Origin of the sequence: Pseudomonas sp. P20 (assembly GCF_016463925.1) — a bacterium.
In the GTDB taxonomy this organism is placed as follows: Bacteria; Pseudomonadota; Gammaproteobacteria; order Pseudomonadales; family Pseudomonadaceae; genus Pseudomonas; species Pseudomonas aeruginosa.
Window position 1 is genome coordinate 97852 of record NZ_JAEMVM010000016.1, and the last position, 20718, is coordinate 118569.

Sequence of the window (20718 nt, forward strand, 5' to 3'; positions counted from 1 at the left end):
CTTCAGAGGCGGAACTCGTGCCCCAGGTAGACTTCCTTGACCAGGTCGTTGGCGAGGATGCTCTCGGCATCCCCTTCCGCGATCAACTGCCCATCATTGACGATATACGCCGTTTCACAGATGTCCAGGGTCTCGCGGACGTTGTGGTCGGTGATGAGGATGCCGATACCCTTCGCCTTGAGGTGATGGATGATCTGCTTGATGTCGCCGACCGAGATCGGGTCCACGCCGGCGAAGGGCTCGTCGAGGAGGATGAATTTCGGCGCGCTGGCCAGGGCGCGGGCGATTTCCACCCGGCGTCGTTCGCCGCCGGACAGGCTCATGCCGAGGTTGTCGCGGATGTGGTGGATGTGGAATTCCTGCAGCAGGCCTTCCAGGGCTTCCTTGCGACCGTTGCGATCGAGGTCGCTGCGGGTCTCGAGGATCGCCATGATGTTGTCGGATACCGACAGCTTGCGGAAGATCGAGGCTTCCTGCGGCAGGTAGCCGATGCCGGCCCGGGCGCGCCCGTGCATCGGCAGGTGGGTGACGTTCTGCTCGTCGATGCGGACCACGCCCTGGTCGGCCTGGACCAGGCCGACGATCATGTAGAAGCAGGTGGTCTTGCCGGCACCGTTCGGACCGAGCAGGCCGACGATCTGCCCGCTATCGATGGACATGCTGACGTCGCGGACGACTTGCCGGCCTTTATAGCTTTTGGCCAGGTGCTGGGCTTTGAGCGTTGCCATTACTGGGCCTTTTTCTTCGGCTGGATGACCATGTCGATGCGCGGGCGCGGGCTGGTCACCTGGGAGCCGGTGGCACGACCCGCGTTGACGATCTGGCGCTGGGTGTCGTAGACGATCTTCTCGCCTTCGAAGGTGTTGCCTTCCTGGATCACCTTGGCCTGGTCGATCAGCACGACCCGGTTCTGCGTGACGAAGTACTGGATGGTCAGGCCATAGGCCTTGGTCACGTCCTTGTCCGGAGCGGGTTTCTGCTCGTAGTAGGCAGGCTTGCCGACTGAGGTCACGACCTCGATGTCGCCGTTCTTGTCCTGCTTCAGGGTCACGGTGTTGCCGGTCAGCTTGGTGCTGCCCTGGGTCACCACGACGTCGCCGCGGTAGACCGCGACGCCCTGCTTGTCGTCCAGTTCGGCGCTGTCGGCCTGGACGCGGATCGGTTGTTCGCGGTCCGAAGGCAGGGCCAAGGCCATGGAGCTGCCGAGGGCGGCAGTCAGACCGAAAATAAGGGGGAGGGTATTAACGAACCTCATGCTGACCTCTTACGTTGGACAGCAGGTGCATCCGGCTGTCTTTCAGATACGCTTTCATTCCAACAGCCGTCGTCACTCCATTGGCCGCGTCGATTTTAACGGCTTGCTCGGTCTGTGCATAATTCTTGTCGGGGAATACGGTCAGCCGAGTGGTGGTCAGGATGCTTGGTTGGCCCTTGGCATCGGTACGTGCGACGCGCACGTCGTCGATGAGTTCGACCTCCTTGCCTTTCGGTCCGACTTCGGCGCGGGCGCTCTGGATGTGCCAGGGTTGCACGTTGCCACGGAAGAGCAGCAGGTCGGGGGTGGTGACGAAAGTGATGTCCGTGGCTTTCTGGTGCTCCAGCTTCACCGCGGTCATCTCGTAGTCGAGGCTGCCGTCCTCCTGGTACTGGAGGCTATGGGCATTCTCGGCATAGTAGTCGATGGTATTGTCCTGGCCGGGACGGGTCGGCTGTTCGTTGAACAGCTCGAGCCCGACGTTCCAGTAGTAGCCCGCGACGATCAGCAACAGGGCGATCAGGGCGAGCAGCAGTTTCTGGCGTAGTGTCTTCGGCATGGTCGGCTCTACAGATAGGCGCTCTGGGCGGCTTCGAGCGTACCCTGGGCGCGCATGATCAGTTCGCAGAACTCGCGGGCGGCGCCTTCGCCGCCGCGGGCCGCGGTGACGCCATGGGCATGCTGGCGCACGAACGGGTCGGCACTGGCTACCGCCATGCCCAGGCCGACGCGGCGGATCACCGGCAGATCGGGCAGGTCGTCGCCAAGGTAGGCGACTTGCTCATAGCCTAGTCCGAGTTCGCCGAGAAGTTCGTCGAGGACGGCGAGCTTGTCTTCCCGGCCCTGATAGAGATGCTGGATGCCCAGGTTGCGCGCGCGCCGTTCGACCACCGGAGTGTCGCGGCCGGTGATGATGGCGGTGCGCACGCCGGAGGCGATGAGCATCTTGATGCCATGTCCGTCCAGGGTGTTGAAGGTCTTGAACTCGCTGCCGTCGACGAGGAAATACAGCTTGCCGTCGGTCAGCACGCCGTCGACGTCGAAAATCGCCAGGCGTATCCGGCTGGCCCGGACCGGGAGTTCCGCGGCCGAATGGGTATCGCTCATTACATCACTCCTGCGCGCAACAGGTCGTGCATGTTCAGGGCGCCGACCGGACGGTCGTCCGCGTCGACCACCACCAGTGCGCCGATCTTGTTGTCTTCCATGATCTTCAGGGCTTCCGCGGCGAGGATCTCGGCGCGGACGGTCTTGCCGTGGACGGTCATCACCTGGTCGATGGTGACCTGGCGGACGTCGATGCCCCGATCCAGGGCGCGACGCAGGTCGCCATCGGTGAAAATGCCGGCAAGCTTGCCATGTTCGTCGAGCACTACGGTCATGCCCAGGCCCTTGCGGGTCATTTCCATCAGCGCGCCGGTCAGCGAGGTGCCGAGCAGCACCTGCGGCAGCCCTTCGCCAACGTGCATGACGTCTTCCACCTTCAGCAGCAGTCGGCGGCCCAGCGCACCGCCCGGGTGCGAGAAGGCGAAGTCTTCCGCGGTAAAGCCGCGGGCTTCGAGCAGGGCGATCGCCAGGGCGTCGCCGAGGACCAGGGTTACGGTGGTGGAGGAGGTCGGGGCCAGGTTCAGTGGGCAGGCTTCCTGGCCGACACTGGCGTCCAGGTTCACTTCCGCAGCCTTGGCCAGGGGCGACTCGGGGTTACCGGTCATGCTGATCAGGGTGATGCCCAGGCGCTTGATCAGAGGCAACAGGGTGACGATTTCGGCAGTCGAGCCGGAGTTGGACAGGGCGAGGACCACGTCGTCCTTGGTGATCATGCCCATGTCGCCATGGCTGGCCTCGGCCGGATGCACGAAGAAGGAGGGGGTGCCGGTGCTGGCCAGGGTAGCGGCGATCTTCTTGCCGATGTGACCGGACTTGCCCATGCCGACGACGACGACCCGGCCCTTGCCGGCCAGCAGCAGTTCGCAGGCCTTGACGAAATCGTCGCCAATCCGCGCCAGCAGGCTGTCTACCGCGTCGCGCTCGAGGCCGATGGTGCGCTGGGCGGAATGGATGAAATCGAGGTTCTGGCTCATGTTCAACGAATGTGGCGCCTGGATTAAAGGCGGGATTATAACGGGAAAGCGTGCCCCGCTTACACCAGCCATGCTGTGAAGTCGGTCCGCATCCCCCGCGGCGCAATGTTGTATGGACTGCAATGCTCTGTTACGCCGCCGTTATCTGCACTCCGCGCTATGACTGCATAAATGTCGATATATTCGACGTCGACGCGATTTTTTTCTGTCCGTAGTGAACCTGAAGTGTGCGATATGTCCTAAAGGGCTGAGAGAACGCTCCGAACAAGCTGAATCCAAGCTGAACGGCACGGTGCCAGGCCTTGGGCCAGAACCCGCCGCAGTGCTATAGTCCGCGCCCATTCGACCCCTCCGGGATGCGTGCCTTTGCAACGGGGCAAGGCGTCCAGCATGGACGGGTCGCATCGCAAGGAGTCCTGATGAGCACCGATAGTGCCTACGCGGTCGAGTTGAAGGGCCTGACCTTCAAGCGCGGATCGCGGGCGATTTTCGACAACATCGATGTGCGTATCCCGCGCGGAAAGGTGACCGGCATCATGGGCCCGTCCGGTTGCGGCAAGACCACGTTGCTGCGGCTGATCGCCTCCCAGTTGCGTCCTTCGAAGGGGGAGGTCTGGGTCAACGGGCAGAACCTGCCGCAGCTTTCGCGCGGCGACCTGTTCGACATGCGCAAGCAGTTCGGTGTGCTGTTCCAGAGCGGGGCGCTGTTCACCGATCTCGACGTCTTCGAGAACGTCGCGTTTCCGCTGCGCGTGCATACCCAGCTGCCGGAAGAGATGATCCGCGACATCGTCCTGATGAAGCTTCAGGCCGTCGGCCTGCGCGGCGCCGTGGAACTGATGCCGGACGAGCTTTCCGGCGGCATGAAGCGCCGCGTCGCCCTGGCCCGGGCGATCGCCCTGGACCCGCAGATCCTGCTCTACGACGAGCCGTTCGTGGGGCAGGATCCGATCGCCATGGGCGTCTTGGTGCGCCTGATCCGCCTGCTCAACGATGCCCTCGGCATCACCAGCATCGTGGTTTCCCATGACCTGGCCGAGACCGCCAGCATCGCCGACTACATCTATATCGTCGGCGACGGCCGGGTACTTGGCCACGGGACGCCGGACGTCCTCAAGGAAACCGACGATCCTCGTATCCGCCAGTTCGTCAAGGGAATCCCGGATGGTCCCGTTCCGTTCCATTATCCGGCCCGCGACTACCGGGCCGACCTGCTGGGAGAGCGCTGATGCGTAGAGTCTCTCCCCTCGAACGTATCCGCCTGTTCGGCCGCGCCGGCCTGGACGTGGTCGCCGCGCTCGGCCGCTCGACCCTGTTCCTCGGCCACGCCCTGCTCGGCCGGCGCACGCCAGGCACCGGTTTGCACCTGCTGGTGAAGCAACTCTACTCGGTAGGCGTGCTGTCGCTGGCGATCATCGTCGTCTCGGGCCTGTTCATTGGCATGGTGCTGGCCCTGCAGGGCTACAACATCCTGATTTCCTATGGTTCCGAGCAGGCGGTCGGGCAGATGGTGGCCCTGACCCTGCTGCGCGAACTGGGGCCGGTGGTGACCGGCCTGCTGTTCGCCGGCCGTGCCGGCTCTGCGCTTACCGCGGAAATCGGCAACATGAAGGCCACCGAACAGCTTTCCAGCCTGGAAATGATCGGTGTCGACCCGCTCAAGTACATCGTCGCGCCGCGCCTGTGGGCCGGTTTCATCTCCATGCCGCTGCTCGCCGCGATCTTCAGCGTGGTCGGCATCTGGGGTGGGGCGATGGTCGCGGTCGACTGGCTGGGCGTATACGAGGGGTCGTTCTGGGCGAACATGCAGAACAGCGTGCAGTTCACCGAGGATGTGCTCAACGGCGTGATCAAAAGTATCGTATTCGCCTTCGTGGTGACCTGGATCGCGGTCTACCAAGGCTACGACTGCGAGCCGACCTCGGAAGGAATCAGCCGGGCGACGACCCGGACCGTGGTCTATGCCTCCCTGGCGGTGCTGGGGCTCGACTTCATTCTGACTGCTTTGATGTTTGGAGATTTCTGAATGCAAACCCGCACCCTGGAAATCGGTGTCGGCCTGTTCCTCCTGGCCGGCCTGCTGGCCCTGTTGCTGCTGGCCCTGCGGGTCAGCGGCCTGAGCGTGGGCAACGCCGGCGATACCTACAAGGTCTACGCCTACTTCGACAACATCGCCGGTGTTACCGTGCGCGGCAAGGTCACCCTGGCCGGCGTGACGATCGGCAAGGTGACGGCGGTCGACCTGGATCGCGACAGCTACACTGGTCGCGTGACCATGGAGATCAACCAGAACGTGAACAACCTGCCGGTCGATTCCACGGCGTCGATCCTGACCGCCGGCCTGCTGGGCGAGAAATACATCGGCATCAGCGTCGGCGGCGACGAGGACGTTCTGAAGGACGGCAGCACCATCCACGACACCCAGTCGGCGCTGGTGCTGGAAGACCTGATCGGCAAGTTCCTGCTGAACTCGGTTAACAAAGACGAAGCCAAAAAGTGAGGTTTTCTTCCATGCTGACTCTTCTGCGTCGCGGCCTGCTGGTGTTCCTGGCGGCTTTCCCGCTGCTTTCCATGGCGGCGCCGACCCCGCAACAGGTGGTGCAGGGCACGGTCGACGAACTGCTTTCCGACATCAAGGCCAACAAGGCCGCCTACAAGGCCGATCCGCAAAAGCTCTACGCCACTCTCGACCGTATCCTTGGGCCGGTGGTCGATGCCGAAGGCATCGCCAAGAGTGTGATGACCGTCAAGTACTCGCGCCAGGCCTCACCCGAGCAGATCAAGCGCTTCGAGGAAGTGTTCAAGAACAGCCTGATGCAGTTCTACGGCAACGCGCTGCTCGAATACGACAACCAGGACATCCGCGTGCTGCCTAGTTCGGCCAAGCCGAGCGACGATCGCGCCAGCGTCAACATGGAGATCCGTGACAGCAAGGGCACGGTCTATCCGGTCTCCTACACCATGACCAACCTGGCCGGTGGCTGGAAGGTCCGCAACGTGATCATCAACGGCATCAACATCGGCAAGCTGTTCCGCGACCAGTTCGCCGACACCATGCAGAAGAACCGCAACGACCTCGAGAAGACCATCGCCGGCTGGGGCGAGGTGGTCGCCAAGGCCAAGGAAACCGCGAAAGCGGAAGAGGCCGGGGCGAAATGAGCCAGGCCAGCCTGCGCGAAGGAGCGGCCGGCGAACTGCAGCTCGCCGGCGTGCTCGACTACAGCAGCGGGCCGGCGTTGCGCGAGCAGGGCGGTCGGCTGATCCGCGCCAGCCAGGCGGCGGAACTGGTCGTCGACTGCTCGGCGGTGGAGCGCTCCAGCAGCGTGGGCATTTCCCTGTTGCTGGCCTTCATGCGCGACGCACGCAAGGCCGGCAAGGTCCTGAGCGTCAGGGCGTTGCCGGAAGACATGCGGGAGATTGCCAAGGTCAGCAGCCTTCTGGAGATCCTGCCTTTGCAGGAATGACCGGCCGGCGGAACGAGCGGCCCTCCGTCTGCGCGTCCCTTCCTGGGGTTCGCAGGCGGAGGGCTTTTTTGTATGATGGCCGACCGTGCGCGTAGGGCGCCCGATTGAGGTTGAGCATGCAGGCCGAAGACGTTAAGAGCCTTCTCCAGGAAAAACTCCCCGGCACCCAGGTGGAAGTCGAGGGCGAAGGGTGCAATTTCCAACTGAATCTGATCAGCGACGAACTGGCCGGCCAGAGCCCGGTCAAGCGTCAGCAGCAGGTCTACGCCCATTTGAACGCCTGGATCGCCGATGGCAGCATCCATGCCGTCACCATGAAATTCTTCAGCCGCGCCGCCTGGGCCGAGCGTTCCTGAGCCCACGGGGGATCATTGCAATGGATAAACTGATTATTACCGGCGGTAACCGCCTCGATGGCGAAATCCGCATTTCCGGCGCGAAGAACTCGGCGCTGCCGATCCTGGCCGCGACCCTGCTGGCCGATACTCCGGTCACCGTCTGCAACCTGCCGCACCTGCACGACATTACCACCATGATCGAACTGTTCGGCCGCATGGGCGTGCAGCCGATCATCGACGAGAAGCTCAACGTCGAAGTCGATGCCAGCAGCATCAAGACCCTGGTCGCGCCGTACGAACTGGTGAAGACCATGCGTGCCTCGATCCTGGTGCTGGGCCCGATGCTGGCGCGCTTCGGCGAGGCCGAAGTGGCCCTGCCGGGCGGTTGCGCGATCGGTTCGCGTCCGGTCGACCTGCATATCCGCGGTCTCGAGGCCATGGGCGCGCAGATCGAGGTCGAAGGCGGCTACATCAAGGCCAAGGCGCCGGCCGGCGGCCTGCGTGGCGGTCACTTCTTCTTCGATACCGTCAGCGTGACCGGCACCGAGAACCTGATGATGGCTGCCGCGCTGGCCAACGGCCGTACCGTGCTGCAGAACGCCGCTCGCGAGCCGGAGGTGGTCGACCTGGCCAACTGCCTGAACGCCATGGGCGCCAACGTCCAGGGCGCTGGCTCCGATACCATCGTCATCGAAGGCGTGAAGCGCCTCGGCGGTGCTCGCTACGACGTACTGCCCGACCGTATCGAGACCGGCACCTACCTGGTGGCCGCGGCCGCGACCGGTGGCCGGGTGAAGCTGAAGGATACCGACCCGACCATCCTCGAGGCGGTCCTGCAGAAGCTGGAAGAGGCCGGTGCCCACATCAGCACCGGCAGCAACTGGATCGAGCTGGACATGAAGGGCAACCGGCCGAAGGCGGTCAACGTGCGTACCGCGCCGTACCCGGCGTTCCCCACCGACATGCAGGCCCAGTTCATCTCCATGAACGCGGTTGCCGAAGGCACCGGCGCGGTCATCGAGACGGTCTTCGAGAACCGCTTCATGCATGTTTACGAAATGAACCGCATGGGCGCGCAAATCCTCGTCGAAGGCAACACCGCCATCGTCACCGGCGTACCCAAGCTCAAGGGCGCTCCGGTCATGGCGACCGACCTGCGCGCATCCGCGAGCCTAGTGATCGCCGGCCTGGTGGCCGAAGGCGACACCCTGATCGATCGCATCTACCACATCGACCGTGGCTACGAGTGCATCGAAGAGAAACTCCAGCTGCTCGGCGCCAAGATCCGCCGCGTACCGGGCTAGCGGAGGCTGTCGCGCAAATGCTGACCATCGCCTTGTCCAAGGGCCGGATTCTCGACGATACCCTGCCGCTGCTCGCAGCGGCGGGCATCGTGCCGTCGGAGAACCCGGACAAGAGCCGCAAGCTGATCATCCCGACGTCCCTGTCCGATGTGCGCCTGCTCATCGTGCGCGCCACCGACGTGCCGACCTATGTCGAGCATGGCGCCGCCGATCTCGGCGTGGCCGGCAAGGACGTGCTGATGGAGTACGGCGGCCAGGGACTCTACGAACCGCTGGACCTGCGTATCGCCAACTGCAAGCTGATGACCGCCGGCGCCATTGGCGCGCCTGAACCCAAGGGACGCCTGCGGGTGGCCACCAAGTTCGTCAATGTCGCCAAGCGCTACTACGCCGAGCAGGGCCGCCAGGTCGACGTGATCAAGCTGTACGGCTCGATGGAGCTGGCGCCGCTGGTCGGTCTCGCCGACAAGATCATCGACGTCGTGGATACCGGCAATACCCTGCGCGCCAACGGCCTGGAGCCCCAGGAACTGATCGCCACGATCAGCTCGCGCCTGGTGGTGAACAAGGCCTCGATGAAGATGCAGCACGGTCGCATCCAGTCGCTGATCGATACCCTGCGCGACGCCGTCGAGGCGCGACACCGTCACTGATACCCGTGCGGCTCCGCGCCGCACCTGCCTATCCGTGTCATAGCCAAATTTTCTCGGGTGCCCGCACGGTGGGCTTGGTAGTCTAGCGGCGCCCGAGACAACGCCATCCATAAAAGAGGCTCGCTATGACCGCTCCCTTCGCTATCCGTCGACTCAATGCCGCTGATCCGGACTTCGGGCGTCATCTGGATCATCTGCTGAGCTGGGAAAGTGTCTCCGACGATTCGGTCAACCAGCGCGTCCTCGACATAATCGCCGCCGTACGCAGCCGTGGCGACGCCGCCGTGGTCGAGTTCACCCAGCGCTTCGACGGTCTCCAGGCCGCCTCGATGGCCGACCTGATCCTGCCGCGCGAGCGCCTGGAGCTGGCTCTCACCCGTATCACCGTAGCCCAGCGCGAAGCCCTGGAAGTCGCCGCCGAGCGCGTGCGCAGCTACCACGAGAAGCAGAAGCAGGGTTCCTGGCGCTACACCGAGGCCGACGGCACGGTGCTCGGCCAGCAGGTCACCCCGCTGGACCGCGCCGGGCTCTATGTGCCGGGCGGCAAGGCGTCCTACCCGTCCTCGGTGCTGATGAATGCGATCCCGGCCAAGGTCGCCGGGGTGTCCGAAGTGGTCATGGTCGTACCGACCCCGCGCGGCGAGATCAACGAGATCGTCCTCGCCGCCGCCTGCATCGCCGGCGTCGACCGTGTCTTCACCATCGGCGGGGCACAGGCCGTGGCCGCGTTGGCCTACGGCACCGAAAGCGTGCCGCGGGTGGACAAGATCGTCGGCCCCGGCAACATCTACGTGGCCACCGCCAAGCGTCACGTGTTCGGCCAGGTCGGCATCGACATGATCGCCGGTCCCTCGGAAATCCTCGTGGTCTGCGACGGCCAGACCGATCCCGACTGGATCGCCATGGACCTGTTCTCCCAGGCCGAACACGACGAAGACGCCCAGTCGATCCTGGTCAGTCCGGACGCGGCGTTCCTGGACCGCGTCGCGGACAGCATCGCTCGCCTGCTGCCGACCATGGAGCGCGCCGAGATCATCCGCACCTCCCTGGAGGGGCGCGGCGCGCTGATCCAGGTCGCCGACCAGGCCCAGGCCTGTGCGGTCGCCAACCGCATCGCCCCGGAACACCTGGAGCTGTCGGTGGCCGATCCGGAAAGCTGGCTGCCGGAGATCCGCCATGCCGGCGCGATCTTCATGGGCCGCTACACTGCCGAGGCCCTGGGCGACTATTGCGCCGGCCCGAACCACGTGCTGCCGACCTCCGGTACCGCGCGTTTCTCTTCGCCGCTGGGGGTATATGACTTCCAGAAGCGTTCGTCGATCATCAACTGCTCGGCCGAGGGCGCTTCGGTCCTCGGTCGTACCGCCTCGGTGCTGGCTCGCGGCGAGTCGTTGACCGCCCACGCGCGTAGTGCCGAATACCGCATCCTCGACGAGAAGGAGGCCTGAGCATGAGCAAATTCTGGAGTCCCTTCGTCAAGGACCTGGTGCCTTATGTGCCGGGCGAGCAGCCGAAGCTGTCGCGGCTGGTCAAGCTGAACACCAACGAGAATCCCTACGGTCCGTCGCCACAGGCGCTCGCCGCGATGCAGGCGGAACTCAACGACGACCTGCGCCTGTATCCCGATCCCAACGGCGAGCGGTTGAAGCAGGCGGTCGCCGCGCACTACGGCGTACAGGCCAACCAGGTGTTCGTCGGCAACGGCTCCGACGAGGTGCTCGCGCACATTTTCCATGGCCTCTTCCAACACGACCTGCCGCTGCTGTTTCCGGACGTGACCTACAGCTTCTATCCGGTCTATTGCGGCCTGTACGGGATCGCGCACGAGAAGATCGCGCTGGATGAAAGGTTCCGCATCCGCGTCGAAGACTACGCGCGGCCCAACGGCGGAATCATCTTCCCCAATCCGAACGCGCCGACCGGCTGCCTGCTGCCGCTGGACGCCATCGAAGCGATGCTGAAGGCGTCGCCGGATTCGGTGGTGGTAGTCGACGAGGCCTATGTCGACTTCGGCGGCGAGAGCGCCATCGCCCTGGTCGATCGCTACCCGAACCTGCTGGTCACCCAGACGCTGTCCAAGTCGCGCTCCCTGGCCGGCCTGCGGGTCGGCCTGGCGGTCGGCCATGCCGATCTGGTCGAGGCGCTGGAGCGGATCAAGAACAGCTTCAATTCCTACCCGCTGGATCGCCTGGCGATCGCCGGCGCGGCGGCGGCTTTCGAGGACGACGCCTATTTCCGTCGGACCTGCCAGGCAGTGATCGATAGCCGCGAGGCGTTGAGCGCCTCTTTGCAGGCGCTGGGCTTCGAGGTACTACCGTCGGCCGCCAACTTCGTCTTCGCCCGTCATCCGCGGCACGATGCCGGGCAGATTGCCTCGACCCTGCGCGAGCAGGGAGTGATCGTCCGCCATTTCAAGCAGGCGCGGATCGACCAGTTCCTGCGTATCACCATCGGCAGTCCGGAGCAGAACCAGGCGCTACTGGACGCCCTGCACTTCCTCAAGTGATACGAAAACGGCGCCCGAGGGCGCCGTTTTCAATGGCGGGGATCACTCGCCGCCGTCCTGTTTCTGCTGTGGAGCCGGTGCCGGCGGCGGACGCAGGCCGACCTCGGCGGTCAGGTTGACCTTCTGTCCGTTGCGCAGCACCACGATGCTGATCTTCTGTCCCGGACGGGTGCGCGCCACCTGGTTCATCGAGCGGCGGCCGTCGCTGGCTTCCTGCTTGTCGATGGTCAGGATCACATCGCCCGGCAGCAGGCCGCCGCGTGCCGCCGGACCGTCGCGATAGACGCCGGCGACGACGATCCCGGCGGTTTCGCCGAGGCCCAGCGACTCCGCCAGTTCCGGGGTCAGCGCCTTGACCTCGACGCCGAGCCAGCCGCGGATCACCTGGCCGTGCTCGATGATCGACTGCATGACCTCCAGGGCCAGCTTGGTCGGGATGGCGAAGCCGATACCCTGGGAGCCGCCGGACTTGGAGAAGATCGCCGTGTTGATGCCGATCAGGTTGCCGGCAGCGTCCACCAGCGCGCCGCCGGAGTTGCCGGGGTTGATCGCCGCGTCGGTCTGGATGAAGTCTTCGTAGGTGTTCAGGCCGAGCTGGTTGCGTCCGGTGGCGCTGATGATGCCCATGGTCACGGTCTGGCCGACGCCGAACGGGTTGCCGATGGCGAGGCAGACGTCGCCGGTGCGAATGCCGTCGGAGCGGCCGAGGGTCATCGCCGGCAGGTTCTTAAGGTCGATCTTCAGCACGGCCAGGTCGGTTTCCGGGTCGCTGCCGACCAACTGGGCGATGGTTTCGCGGCCGTCGCGCAAGGCCACGATGATCTGGTCGGCGCCAGCGGTCACGTGGTTGTTGGTCAGCAGGTAGCCTTCCGCGCTCATGATCACCGCCGAGCCGAGGCTCGACTCCATGCGCTTCTGTTGCGGCAGGTTGTCGCCGAAGAAGCGGCGGAACATCGGGTCGTCGAACAGGGGGTGGGAGGGCTTGCTGACCATCTTGGTGGTGTACAGGTTGGCCACTGCCGGAGCCGCTCGACTCACCGCGTTGGCATAGGACACCGGGCCTTCCTGCAGGCGGCTGAGCAGAGGCGCCTGCTCGACGTGCACCTCCTGGCGTGGCAGGCCGACCAGCTCGGGGTTGTGCTGGATGATCAGCAGGGCCAGCAGCACGCCGACCAGCACGGGCCAGCCGAGGAAACGCAGGGCCTTGGGCATCGGGAAAATCCTTGGGGTTGCGAGGCCGAAAAGCGGCCGATAAGGTGGCGCCCATTATAGGGGGAAGCCGTCCATTAGAGGAGCGGCGCGCCCTGCCTGAATGAAGAGGAATTTGCATGGCTATCGCCCTGAGCACCCTGGTCGAAGAGGCCGACCGTTATCTGGATGCCGCGCGCATCCAGGACTACTGCCCGAACGGCCTGCAGGTCGAAGGCCGGCCGCAGGTGCGGCGGATCGTCAGCGGGGTCACTGCCAGCCAGGCGCTGCTGGATGCCGCCGTGGAGGCCGACGCCGACGTGGTGCTGGTGCATCACGGTTACTTCTGGAAGGGTGAGAACCCCTGCGTGGTCGGCATGAAGCAACGGCGCCTGAAGACCCTGCTGAACAACGATATCAGTCTGCTCGCTTACCACCTGCCGCTGGATCTGCATCCGGAGGTGGGCAACAACGTGCAGCTCGCCCGGCAGCTCGGCTTCGAAGTGGAAGGGCCGTTGGAGCCGGGCAACCCGCGTTCCATCGTCCTCCTCGGTTCGCTTGCCGAGCCGATGCAGCCTGCCGATTTCGCTCGGCATGTGCGCGATGCGCTGGGGCGTGAGCCGCTGCTGGTCGATGCCGGTCAGCCGATCCGGCGCATCGCCTGGTGCACCGGCGGCGCCCAGGGCTATATCGACCAGGCGATCGCCGCTGGCGTCGATGCCTACCTGACCGGCGAGGTTTCCGAGCAGACCGTGCACAGCGCGCGGGAGAACGGCATCAGCTTCATCGCCGCCGGACACCATGCCACCGAGCGCTACGGGGTACAGGCGCTGGGCGACTACCTGGGCAAGCGCTTCGCCATCGAGCACTTGTTCATCGACTGTCCTAATCCTGCCTGACGACGGAGCGGTGACGCACCCGGTCGACTTCCTTGCCCAGTTCCCAGACGGCCATCGCGTAGTGGGTGCTGTGGTTGTAGCGGGTGATCACGTAGAAGTTCGGCAGGCCGTACCAGTACTGGTAGTTCCTGCCCATGTCTAGGCGCAGCAGGCTGGCTTGCCGGTGGCCGCCGAGCGGACCCTGCGGGCGTAATCCGGCGGAAGCGAGCACGTCCAGCGGGTACAGCGTCTTGAAGCCATCTTCCAGCGAGGGAGCCCGGCCACTGGCGGGAACCGCCACGCGATCGCCGCTGACCCAGCCGTGCTGCTTGAAATAGTTGGCGACGCTGCCGATGGCGTCACGCGGATTCCACAGGTCGATATGCCCATCGCCATCGAAGTCCACCGCGTACTTGGTGAATGAAGACGGCATGAACTGGCCGTAGCCCATGGCGCCGGCATAGGAACCGCGCAGGGCCAGCGGGTCGGTGCCTTCCTTGCGCGCCTGGAGGAGGAATTGCTCCAGTTCGCCGCTGAAGAATTCCGCGCGGCGAGGGTAGGAGAAGGACAGGGTGGACAGCGCATCGATGATCCGCGTCTTGCCCATCACACGCCCCCAGCGGGTTTCCACGCCGATGATGCCGACGATGATCTCCGGCGGCACGCCGTAGACGCGCGATGCCCGTTGCAGGTCGGTTTCGTATTGGTCCCAGAACAGCACGCCGTTCTGTACGTTGCCTGGCGTGACGAACTTCTTCCGGTAGCGCAGCCAGGCGCCGTTCGGTCCGCTGGGTGGGGTATAGGTCGGGGCTTGCCGGTCCATCAGGCGGATCACCCAGTCCAGGCGCTGGGTCTGGGCGAACAGGTCGTGCAGTTGCTGGCGGTTGAAGCCGTGCTGGCTGACCATCCTGTCGATGAAGCGCTGTGCCGCCGGATTGTTCGCGTAATCGCCGCGCAGCGGCAGTATCGGTTGCACCGACTGGCGTACGGGGCGGGGTGAAATGACGGTGCGAGCCTGGGGTTTGGCGGCGGGTTTCGGTGGTGGCGTCGGTTCGCTGCTGCATGCTGAGACCAGAAGGAACAGGGGCAGGGCGAGGGCGGTACGGCGCATCTGGGGGCTTCTTGGCGGAATGACGATGCCCGCTATGCTAGCGCAGTGCCGCCGGCGTACAAGTCGAGCCGCCGAAAGGGGGCGGACCGTCTGCTCGCTGTCGCGGCGACGGCTTTGTCCGGTCCGGGACGATGCCGTCTCAGCTTTGTCCGCCCGGTCTGCGAAACGCCCCTGGAAAACCTCTCGACGCCAGTGTTTTCGCCGGCTGCGAGGCTGAGCGCTGATGGCTATATGGGTATATTTTTTCGGTATAAATGGCGAATCTTTTAGAGCCTTGCGCTGTGATAGAGTGCGCGTTCGTCTACGGCCCGACGGCCGTCCATAAGCAATTCCGTGAGTAGCCATGGTCGACAAACTGACGCACCTGAAACAGCTGGAGGCGGAAAGCATCCACATCATCCGCGAGGTGGCCGCCGAGTTCGATAACCCGGTGATGCTGTACTCGATCGGCAAGGATTCCGCGGTCATGCTGCACTTGGCCCGCAAGGCCTTCTTCCCCGGCAAGCTGCCCTTCCCGGTGATGCACGTGGACACCCGCTGGAAATTCCAGGAGATGTACAGGTTCCGCGATCGGATGGTCGAGGAAATGGGCTTGGACCTGATCACCCACGTCAACCCGGACGGCGTCGCCCAGGGCATCAACCCGTTCACCCACGGCAGCGCCAAGCACACCGACGTGATGAAGACCGAGGGACTCAAGCAGGCCCTGGACAAGTACGGTTTCGACGCTGCCTTCGGCGGCGCGCGCCGCGACGAGGAGAAGTCGCGGGCCAAGGAACGGGTCTATTCGTTCCGCGACAGCAAGCACCGCTGGGACCCGAAGAACCAGCGTCCCGAGTTGTGGAACATCTACAACGGCAAGGTGAAGAAGGGCGAGTCGATCCGCGTCTTCCCGCTGTCCAACTGGACCGAGCTGGACATCTGGCAATACATCTACCTGGAAGGCATTCCGATCGTCCCGCTGTACTTCGCCGCCGAGCGCGAGGTTATCGAGAAGAACGGCACGCTGATCATGATCGACGACGAGCGCATCCTCGAGCATCTCTCTGACGAAGAGAAAGCCCGCATCGAGAAGCGCATGGTGCGCTTCCGTACCCTCGGCTGCTACCCGCTCACCGGCGCGGTCGAGTCCAGCGCCACCACGCTGCCGGAAATCATCCAGGAAATGCTCCTGACGCGTACTTCCGAACGCCAGGGTCGGGTCATCGACCATGACCAGGCCGGTTCGATGGAAGAAAAGAAACGTCAGGGCTATTTCTGAGGATACGCAGCATGTCTCATCAATCCGATCTGATCAGCGAGGACATCCTCGCCTACCTGGGGCAGCACGAACGCAAGGAACTGCTGCGCTTCCTTACCTGCGGCAACGTCGATGACGGCAAGAGCACCCTGATCGGGCGCCTGCTGCACGACTCCAAGATGATCTACGAGGATCACCTCGAGGCCATCACCCGCGACTCGAAGAAAGTCGGCACCACGGGCGACGACGTCGACCTGGCGCTGCTGGTCGATGGCCTGCAGGCCGAGCGCGAGCAGGGCATCACTATCGATGTGGCGTACCGCTACTTCAGCACCGCCAAGCGCAAGTTCATCATCGCCGACACGCCCGGCCATGAGCAGTACACCCGCAACATGGCTACCGGTGCCTCGACCTGCGACCTGGCGATCATCCTGATCGATGCCCGCTACGGTGTGCAGACCCAGACCCGCCGGCACAGTTTCATCGCGTCCCTGCTGGGTATCCGGCATATCGTGGTCGCCATCAACAAGATGGACCTGAAGGGCTTCGACCAGGGTGTCTTCGAACAGATCAAGGCCGACTACCTGGCCTTTGCCGAGAAGATCGGTCTGAAGACCAGTTCGCTGTACTTCGTGCCGATGTCGGCGCTCAAGGGCGACAACGTGGTCAACAAGTCCGAGCGTTCGCCCTGGTACGCCGGCCAGTCGCTGATGGAAATCCTCGAAACCGTCGAGATCGCCGCCGACCGCAACCTCGATGACATGCGCTTCCCGGTGCAGTACGTGAACCGGCCGAACCTGAACTTCCGCGGTTTCGCCGGCACCCTGGCCAGCGGCGTGGTGCGCAAGGGCGACGAAGTGGTGGCATTGCCGTCGGGCAAGGGCAGCAAGGTGAAATCCATCGTCACCTTCGAGGGCGAACTGGAGCAGGCCGGTCCCGGCCAGGCCGTCACCCTGACCCTGGAAGACGAGATCGACGTTTCCCGCGGCGACATGCTGGTGCATGCCGACAATCGCCCGCTGGTCACCGACGGCTTCGATGCCATGCTGGTGTGGATGGCCGAGGAGCCGATGCTTCCGGGCAAGAAGTACGATATCAAGCGCGCTACCAGCTATGTGCCGGGTTCGATTCCGAGCATCGTCCACAAGGTGGACGTGAACACCCTGGAGCGGACCCCGGGCAGCGAGCTGAAGCTGAACGAGATCGCCAGGGTCAAGGTCAGCCTGGACGCGCCCATCGCGCTCGATGGCTATGAGCAGAACCGCACCACCGGCGCCTTCATCGTCATCGATCGCCTGACCAACGGCACCGTTGGCGCCGGCATGATCATCTCCGCTCCGCCGGCGGCCCATGGCAGCAGCGCTCATCACGGTTCGAATGCCCATGTGACGCGCGAGGAGCGTGCCGGCCGCTTCGGCCAGCAGCCGGCGACCGTACTGTTCAGCGGCCTCTCCGGCGCCGGCAAGAGCACCCTGGCCTACGCCGTGGAGCGCAAGCTGTTCGATATGGGCCGCGCGGTCTACGTGCTGGACGGGCAGAACCTGCGCCACGACCTGAACAAGGGGTTGCCGCAGGACCGCGCCGGACGCACCGAGAACTGGCTGCGCACCGCCCATGTTGCCAAGCAGTTCAACGAGGCCGGGTTGATCAGCCTCTGCGCCTTCGTCGCGCCGAGCGCGGAAGGGCGCGAGCAGGCCAGGGCGCTGATCGGCGCCGAGCGCCTGATCACCGTCTATGTGCAGGCGTCGCCGCAGGTTTGCCGCGAACGCGATCCACAGGGGCTGTATGCGGCGGGCGAGGACAATATCCCCGGCGAGTCCTTCCCCTACGACGTGCCGCTGGATGCCGACCTGGTGATCGATACCCAGGCGCTGAGCGTCGAGGACGGCGTGAAGCAGGTGCTCGACCTGTTGCGCGAGCGCCAGGCGATCTGATCGTCTCGCAGCCATGAAAAAGCCCCGCAGATGCGGGGCTTTTTCATGGGCGTCGGCAGGTTCGCGCAGCGCGTCAGTACTTGCCTTTCAGGCCGTAGGTGGCGTCGAGGGTGCCGGGGCTGTCCGGGCTTTTCGGCGCATAGTCCTTCGGCACTTCGCCGGAGGCCGGCGGAGTCAGGCGCTCGCGGCGCTCGGCCGGATAGGCCTCGTCGGCATGCAGCGCAGCCAGCAGGCGCTGGCGGGTCTGTTCGTCCAGGGCCAGGCGCTGGGCGCCGTCGGAGAGGTGCTCCTGCACGTCCTGGTAGCTCTGGGTCAGCTTCTTCACGAGGCTGGCGGTGGTGTTGAAATGGGTCACGACTTCGCGCTGATAGCTGTCGAAGCGGTCCTGCAGGTCGTCCATCTGGCGTTGCACCTTGTTCGGCGCGGCGTTGGGCAGCAGGCGGGCGATCAGAAAACCGATGGCGACCCCGGCGACCAGGGCGAGGGCCGGCAGCAGCCAGGCGGTGAGCGACTGTTCCACGCGAATCCTTCCTCTATAGACGGCTTTGCTTTACGTTAACGGCTTGAGTCCGAGCTGTATACCACGGCACGCGAGTAAGTGCCTGTGTCGCTTGGAGTAATCTGCTAGACGAGTCGACCCGAGCCGGGGTCACGGAGTTCCTGTTTGTCTACCCGCGAAATCCCTGTATCCATCGATGGCCCCTGCGGGCCGCTGGAAGCCCTGCACCTCGATCTGCCCGATGCCCGCGGCATCGCCCTGGTCTGCCATCCGCACCCGCTGTTCGCCGGCACCATGCAGAACAAGGTGGTCGCCACTCTGCAACGCAGCGCCCGCGATGCCGGCCTGGCGACCCTGCGTTTCAACTTCCGTGGCGTTGGCCAGAGCGCTGGCAGCTATGGCGAGGGGATCGGCGAGATCGACGACGCCGAGGCCGCCGCGCGCTGGTTGCTGGCACGCCATCCGGGGCTGCCGCTGACACTGATGGGCTTTTCCTTCGGCTCCTGCGTCGCCGGCAATCTGGCGGGGCGCCTGGAAGCGCAGGGCGTCGGGCTGGCGCGGCTGTTCATGATCGCGCCGCCGGTGGAACGCTTCGCGGTCAGCCTGCCTGCGCGTTGCCCGCTGACCGTGGTGCAGCCGGAGGACGACGACGTGGTCACGCCGGCCGCGGTATATGCCTGGAGCGAGTCCCTGGCACGACCGCACGAGCTGTTGCGGGTGGCAGAAAGCGGACATTTCTTCCATGGCAAGCTGATCGATCTGAAGGACCTGTTGCTGCCACGCCTGCAGGACTGACGTCGTCGCGCCGGCCCTGCTACCATCCGGCGCGCCATTCTTTTCTTTGCCTGACATCTGGTATCGCATGACTACTCGTATCCTGACCGGCATCACTCCTACCGGCACTCCGCACCTGGGCAACTACGCCGGCGCCATCCGCCCGGCGATCCTCGCCAGCCGTCGGAGCGACGTGGATTCGTTCTACTTCCTGGCGGACTACCACGCCTTGATCAAGTGCGACGATCCCGCTCGTATCCAGCGCTCGCGCCTGGAAATCGCCGCGACCTGGCTGGCCGGCGGCCTGGACGTCGAGCGTGCGACCTTCTACCGGCAGTCGGACATCCCCGAGATTCCCGAGCTGACCTGGTTGCTCACCTGCGTCAGTGCCAAGGGGCTGCTCAACCGCGCGCATGCCTACAAGGCCGCGGTGGACCGCAATGTCGAGGCTGGCGAAGACCCGGACGCCGGCGTGACCATGGGCCTCTACAGCTATCCGGTGCTGATGGCCGCGGACATCCTGATGTTCAACGCGCACAAGATCCCGGTCGGCCGCGACCAGGTGCAGCACGTGGAGATGGCCCGCGACATCGGCCAGCGTTTCAACCACCTGTTCGGCAACGGCCGCGAGTTCTTCGTCCTGCCCGAAGCGGTGATCGAGGAAAACGTCGCCACCCTGCCGGGCCTGGACGGGCGCAAGATGTCCAAGAGCTACGACAACACCATCCCGCTGTTCAGCCCGTCCAGGCAGCTCAAGGACGCCATCGCACGCATCGTCACCGACTCGCGCGCGCCGGGCGAGCCGAAAGACCCGGACAGTTCGCACCTGTTCCTTCTTTACTCGGCCTTCGCCAGCGCCGAACAGGTCGCCGCGTTCCGCCAGGAACTGCTCGACGGCCTGGCCTGGGGCGAAGCCAAGCAGCGCCTGTTCCAGTTGCTCGACAACGAACTGGGCGAGGCTCGCGAGCGTTACCAGGCGCTGATCGCCAAGCCGGACGATATCGAGGACATTCTCCTCGCAGGTGCCGCCAAGGCGCGCCGCATCGCCACCCCATTCATCGCCGAGTTGCGCGAGGCAGTCGGCCTGCGCTCCCTGCGCGAGCCGCTGAAAAGTGCCGAGAGCGGCAAGAAGAAGGCCGCCAAGGCTGCGCGCCTGGTCAGCTTCCGCGACGACGACGGCAGCTTCCGCTTCCGCCTGCTGGACGCCGCCGGCGAACAGCTACTGCTGTCCCGCGCCTTCGCCGACGGCAAGGCCGCCGGTGCGGTGAGCAAGCGCCTGCTGGCTGGCGAGACTGCCGACCTGCGGGCCGAGGGCAATGCCTTTGGCCTGTGGCTGGATGGCGAGGCGGTGGCGCAGAGCCCGGCCTTCGCCGACGCCGCCGCCCGTGACGCCGCCATCGAGCGCACCCGCGAAGCGCTGGCACCGCAGGAGTAGGCAGCCCCGGTACATCCTCGACGGATGGCCGATTGCCAAGAGACGGGGTCGTCGCTAA

23 protein-coding genes are annotated in these 20718 nt (G+C 64.8%); 15 read left to right on the forward strand and 8 right to left on the reverse strand.

Annotated features, from left to right (window positions below):
• Positions 1 to 2 precede the first annotated feature (2 nt).
• From lptB to kdsD, 5 genes are read right to left on the reverse strand one after another with little or no spacing between them, the layout of a single operon-like run.
• A complete protein-coding gene (gene lptB, locus JHD77_RS21215) occupies positions 3 to 728 on the reverse strand; it encodes an LPS export ABC transporter ATP-binding protein (protein ID WP_003094355.1) in 726 nt (241 codons plus the stop codon).
• On the reverse strand, positions 728 to 1255 hold the full coding sequence (lptA, locus tag JHD77_RS21220) for a lipopolysaccharide transport periplasmic protein LptA (RefSeq protein WP_003120916.1): 528 nt from the start codon (positions 1253 to 1255) through the stop codon (positions 728 to 730). Before lptA ends, lptB begins: the two co-directional genes overlap by 1 nt.
• Entirely contained in the window at positions 1242 to 1814 is a 573-nt protein-coding gene (lptC, locus tag JHD77_RS21225) for an LPS export ABC transporter periplasmic protein LptC (protein WP_003094353.1), read from the reverse strand. Before lptC ends, lptA begins: the two co-directional genes overlap by 14 nt.
• Positions 1815 to 1822: 8 nt before the next feature.
• Positions 1823 to 2362, reverse strand: a complete 540-nt coding sequence (locus JHD77_RS21230) for a KdsC family phosphatase (RefSeq protein ID WP_003112742.1) — start codon at positions 2360 to 2362, stop codon at positions 1823 to 1825.
• Positions 2362 to 3342 carry an arabinose-5-phosphate isomerase KdsD gene (kdsD, locus tag JHD77_RS21235; protein ID WP_003094347.1) on the reverse strand — a complete coding sequence of 327 codons (981 nt, stop codon included), beginning with the start codon at positions 3340 to 3342 and terminating at the stop codon, positions 2362 to 2364. Before kdsD ends, JHD77_RS21230 begins: the two co-directional genes overlap by 1 nt.
• 413 nt (positions 3343 to 3755) lie before the next feature.
• Between kdsD and JHD77_RS21240 the strand changes: the two genes are divergently transcribed.
• The 10 genes from JHD77_RS21240 to hisC all read left to right on the forward strand — a co-directional run bounded on the left by JHD77_RS21240 (position 3756) and on the right by hisC (position 11601).
• Positions 3756 to 4565: an ATP-binding cassette domain-containing protein gene (locus JHD77_RS21240; RefSeq protein ID WP_003094343.1), complete on the forward strand. Its 810-nt coding sequence runs from the start codon at positions 3756 to 3758 to the stop codon at positions 4563 to 4565.
• Positions 4565 to 5362 carry a lipid asymmetry maintenance ABC transporter permease subunit MlaE gene (gene mlaE / locus JHD77_RS21245; RefSeq protein ID WP_003094341.1) on the forward strand — a complete coding sequence of 266 codons (798 nt, stop codon included), beginning with the start codon at positions 4565 to 4567 and terminating at the stop codon, positions 5360 to 5362. Before JHD77_RS21240 ends, mlaE begins: the two co-directional genes overlap by 1 nt.
• Positions 5363 to 5836 carry an outer membrane lipid asymmetry maintenance protein MlaD gene (mlaD, locus tag JHD77_RS21250; RefSeq protein WP_003094339.1) on the forward strand — a complete coding sequence of 158 codons (474 nt, stop codon included), beginning with the start codon at positions 5363 to 5365 and terminating at the stop codon, positions 5834 to 5836.
• A gap of 11 nt (positions 5837 to 5847) precedes the next feature.
• Positions 5848 to 6495: an MlaC/ttg2D family ABC transporter substrate-binding protein gene (locus JHD77_RS21255; protein ID WP_003094337.1), complete on the forward strand. Its 648-nt coding sequence runs from the start codon at positions 5848 to 5850 to the stop codon at positions 6493 to 6495.
• Positions 6492 to 6800, forward strand: coding sequence for an STAS domain-containing protein (locus JHD77_RS21260; protein WP_003162785.1), 309 nt, complete (start codon positions 6492 to 6494; stop codon positions 6798 to 6800). The genes JHD77_RS21255 and JHD77_RS21260 overlap by 4 nt, the downstream gene beginning before the upstream one ends.
• A 116-nt stretch (positions 6801 to 6916) precedes the next feature.
• Positions 6917 to 7156, forward strand: coding sequence for a BolA family protein (locus JHD77_RS21265; protein ID WP_003094334.1), 240 nt, complete (start codon positions 6917 to 6919; stop codon positions 7154 to 7156).
• Positions 7157 to 7176: 20 nt separating this feature from the next.
• Positions 7177 to 8442: a UDP-N-acetylglucosamine 1-carboxyvinyltransferase gene (murA, locus tag JHD77_RS21270; RefSeq protein ID WP_003094332.1), complete on the forward strand. Its 1266-nt coding sequence runs from the start codon at positions 7177 to 7179 to the stop codon at positions 8440 to 8442.
• A gap of 17 nt (positions 8443 to 8459) precedes the next feature.
• Entirely contained in the window at positions 8460 to 9095 is a 636-nt protein-coding gene (gene hisG / locus JHD77_RS21275; protein WP_003098837.1) for an ATP phosphoribosyltransferase, read from the forward strand.
• 125 nt (positions 9096 to 9220) lie between these two features.
• A complete protein-coding gene (gene hisD, locus JHD77_RS21280; protein WP_003094326.1) occupies positions 9221 to 10543 on the forward strand; it encodes a histidinol dehydrogenase in 1323 nt (440 codons plus the stop codon).
• Between the two features lie 2 nt (positions 10544 to 10545).
• Entirely contained in the window at positions 10546 to 11601 is a 1056-nt protein-coding gene (gene hisC, locus JHD77_RS21285; protein ID WP_003098833.1) for a histidinol-phosphate transaminase, read from the forward strand.
• A gap of 42 nt (positions 11602 to 11643) precedes the next feature.
• Here hisC and algW read toward each other — a convergent pair whose 3' ends face one another.
• Complete coding sequence (gene algW / locus JHD77_RS21290) at positions 11644 to 12813, reverse strand: Do family serine endopeptidase AlgW (protein WP_003098831.1); 1170 nt, start codon at positions 12811 to 12813, stop codon at positions 11644 to 11646.
• Positions 12814 to 12929: 116 nt separating this feature from the next.
• Here algW and JHD77_RS21295 point away from each other — a divergent pair, with 116 nt between their 5' ends.
• The gene (locus JHD77_RS21295) at positions 12930 to 13688 is read left to right on the forward strand and encodes a Nif3-like dinuclear metal center hexameric protein (protein WP_003094318.1); all 759 of its coding nucleotides are present in this window, start codon (positions 12930 to 12932) and stop codon (positions 13686 to 13688) included.
• Here the strand turns inward: JHD77_RS21295 and mltB are convergent.
• A complete protein-coding gene (mltB, locus tag JHD77_RS21300) occupies positions 13675 to 14778 on the reverse strand; it encodes a lytic murein transglycosylase B (protein WP_003116214.1) in 1104 nt (367 codons plus the stop codon). The two genes, JHD77_RS21295 and mltB, sit on opposite strands and share 14 nt — an antisense overlap.
• A gap of 343 nt (positions 14779 to 15121) precedes the next feature.
• Here mltB and cysD point away from each other — a divergent pair, with 343 nt between their 5' ends.
• The gene (gene cysD, locus JHD77_RS21305; protein WP_003094311.1) at positions 15122 to 16039 is read left to right on the forward strand and encodes a sulfate adenylyltransferase subunit CysD; all 918 of its coding nucleotides are present in this window, start codon (positions 15122 to 15124) and stop codon (positions 16037 to 16039) included.
• An 11-nt stretch (positions 16040 to 16050) separates the two neighbouring features.
• The gene (gene cysN / locus JHD77_RS21310) at positions 16051 to 17952 is read left to right on the forward strand and encodes a sulfate adenylyltransferase subunit CysN (protein WP_017148523.1); all 1902 of its coding nucleotides are present in this window, start codon (positions 16051 to 16053) and stop codon (positions 17950 to 17952) included.
• 73 nt (positions 17953 to 18025) lie between these two features.
• Here cysN and JHD77_RS21315 read toward each other — a convergent pair whose 3' ends face one another.
• Positions 18026 to 18472, reverse strand: a complete 447-nt coding sequence (locus tag JHD77_RS21315) for a YhcB family protein (RefSeq protein ID WP_003094304.1) — start codon at positions 18470 to 18472, stop codon at positions 18026 to 18028.
• Positions 18473 to 18616: 144 nt separating this feature from the next.
• On the opposite strand from JHD77_RS21315, the gene JHD77_RS21320 reads away from it, so the two are divergent.
• Together JHD77_RS21320 and JHD77_RS21325 are read left to right on the forward strand one after the other, a co-directional pair.
• Complete coding sequence (locus JHD77_RS21320) at positions 18617 to 19246, forward strand: alpha/beta hydrolase (protein ID WP_003098823.1); 630 nt, start codon at positions 18617 to 18619, stop codon at positions 19244 to 19246.
• Between the two features lie 67 nt (positions 19247 to 19313).
• A complete protein-coding gene (locus JHD77_RS21325; RefSeq protein ID WP_003098821.1) occupies positions 19314 to 20660 on the forward strand; it encodes a tryptophan--tRNA ligase in 1347 nt (448 codons plus the stop codon).
• Positions 20661 to 20718 lie beyond the last annotated feature (58 nt).

What these genes read in the sequence shown, in the direction of transcription:
- lptB (WP_003094355.1), bottom strand. Translation starts at nt 728, where the DNA reads ATGGCAACGCTCAAAGCCCAGCACCTGGCCAAAAGCTATAAAGGCCGG.
- lptA (WP_003120916.1), bottom strand. Translation starts at nt 1,255, where the DNA reads ATGAGGTTCGTTAATACCCTCCCCCTTATTTTCGGTCTGACTGCCGCC.
- lptC (WP_003094353.1), bottom strand. Translation starts at nt 1,814, where the DNA reads ATGCCGAAGACACTACGCCAGAAACTGCTGCTCGCCCTGATCGCCCTG.
- JHD77_RS21230 (WP_003112742.1), bottom strand. Translation starts at nt 2,362, where the DNA reads ATGAGCGATACCCATTCGGCCGCGGAACTCCCGGTCCGGGCCAGCCGG.
- JHD77_RS21240 (WP_003094343.1), top strand. Translation starts at nt 3,756, where the DNA reads ATGAGCACCGATAGTGCCTACGCGGTCGAGTTGAAGGGCCTGACCTTC.
- mlaE (WP_003094341.1), top strand. Translation starts at nt 4,565, where the DNA reads ATGCGTAGAGTCTCTCCCCTCGAACGTATCCGCCTGTTCGGCCGCGCC.
- mlaD (WP_003094339.1), top strand. Translation starts at nt 5,363, where the DNA reads ATGCAAACCCGCACCCTGGAAATCGGTGTCGGCCTGTTCCTCCTGGCC.
- JHD77_RS21255 (WP_003094337.1), top strand. Translation starts at nt 5,848, where the DNA reads ATGCTGACTCTTCTGCGTCGCGGCCTGCTGGTGTTCCTGGCGGCTTTC.
- JHD77_RS21260 (WP_003162785.1), top strand. Translation starts at nt 6,492, where the DNA reads ATGAGCCAGGCCAGCCTGCGCGAAGGAGCGGCCGGCGAACTGCAGCTC.
- JHD77_RS21265 (WP_003094334.1), top strand. Translation starts at nt 6,917, where the DNA reads ATGCAGGCCGAAGACGTTAAGAGCCTTCTCCAGGAAAAACTCCCCGGC.
- murA (WP_003094332.1), top strand. Translation starts at nt 7,177, where the DNA reads ATGGATAAACTGATTATTACCGGCGGTAACCGCCTCGATGGCGAAATC.
- hisG (WP_003098837.1), top strand. Translation starts at nt 8,460, where the DNA reads ATGCTGACCATCGCCTTGTCCAAGGGCCGGATTCTCGACGATACCCTG.
- hisD (WP_003094326.1), top strand. Translation starts at nt 9,221, where the DNA reads ATGACCGCTCCCTTCGCTATCCGTCGACTCAATGCCGCTGATCCGGAC.
- hisC (WP_003098833.1), top strand. Translation starts at nt 10,546, where the DNA reads ATGAGCAAATTCTGGAGTCCCTTCGTCAAGGACCTGGTGCCTTATGTG.
- algW (WP_003098831.1), bottom strand. Translation starts at nt 12,813, where the DNA reads ATGCCCAAGGCCCTGCGTTTCCTCGGCTGGCCCGTGCTGGTCGGCGTG.
- JHD77_RS21295 (WP_003094318.1), top strand. Translation starts at nt 12,930, where the DNA reads ATGGCTATCGCCCTGAGCACCCTGGTCGAAGAGGCCGACCGTTATCTG.
- mltB (WP_003116214.1), bottom strand. Translation starts at nt 14,778, where the DNA reads ATGCGCCGTACCGCCCTCGCCCTGCCCCTGTTCCTTCTGGTCTCAGCA.
- cysD (WP_003094311.1), top strand. Translation starts at nt 15,122, where the DNA reads ATGGTCGACAAACTGACGCACCTGAAACAGCTGGAGGCGGAAAGCATC.
- cysN (WP_017148523.1), top strand. Translation starts at nt 16,051, where the DNA reads ATGTCTCATCAATCCGATCTGATCAGCGAGGACATCCTCGCCTACCTG.
- JHD77_RS21325 (WP_003098821.1), top strand. Translation starts at nt 19,314, where the DNA reads ATGACTACTCGTATCCTGACCGGCATCACTCCTACCGGCACTCCGCAC.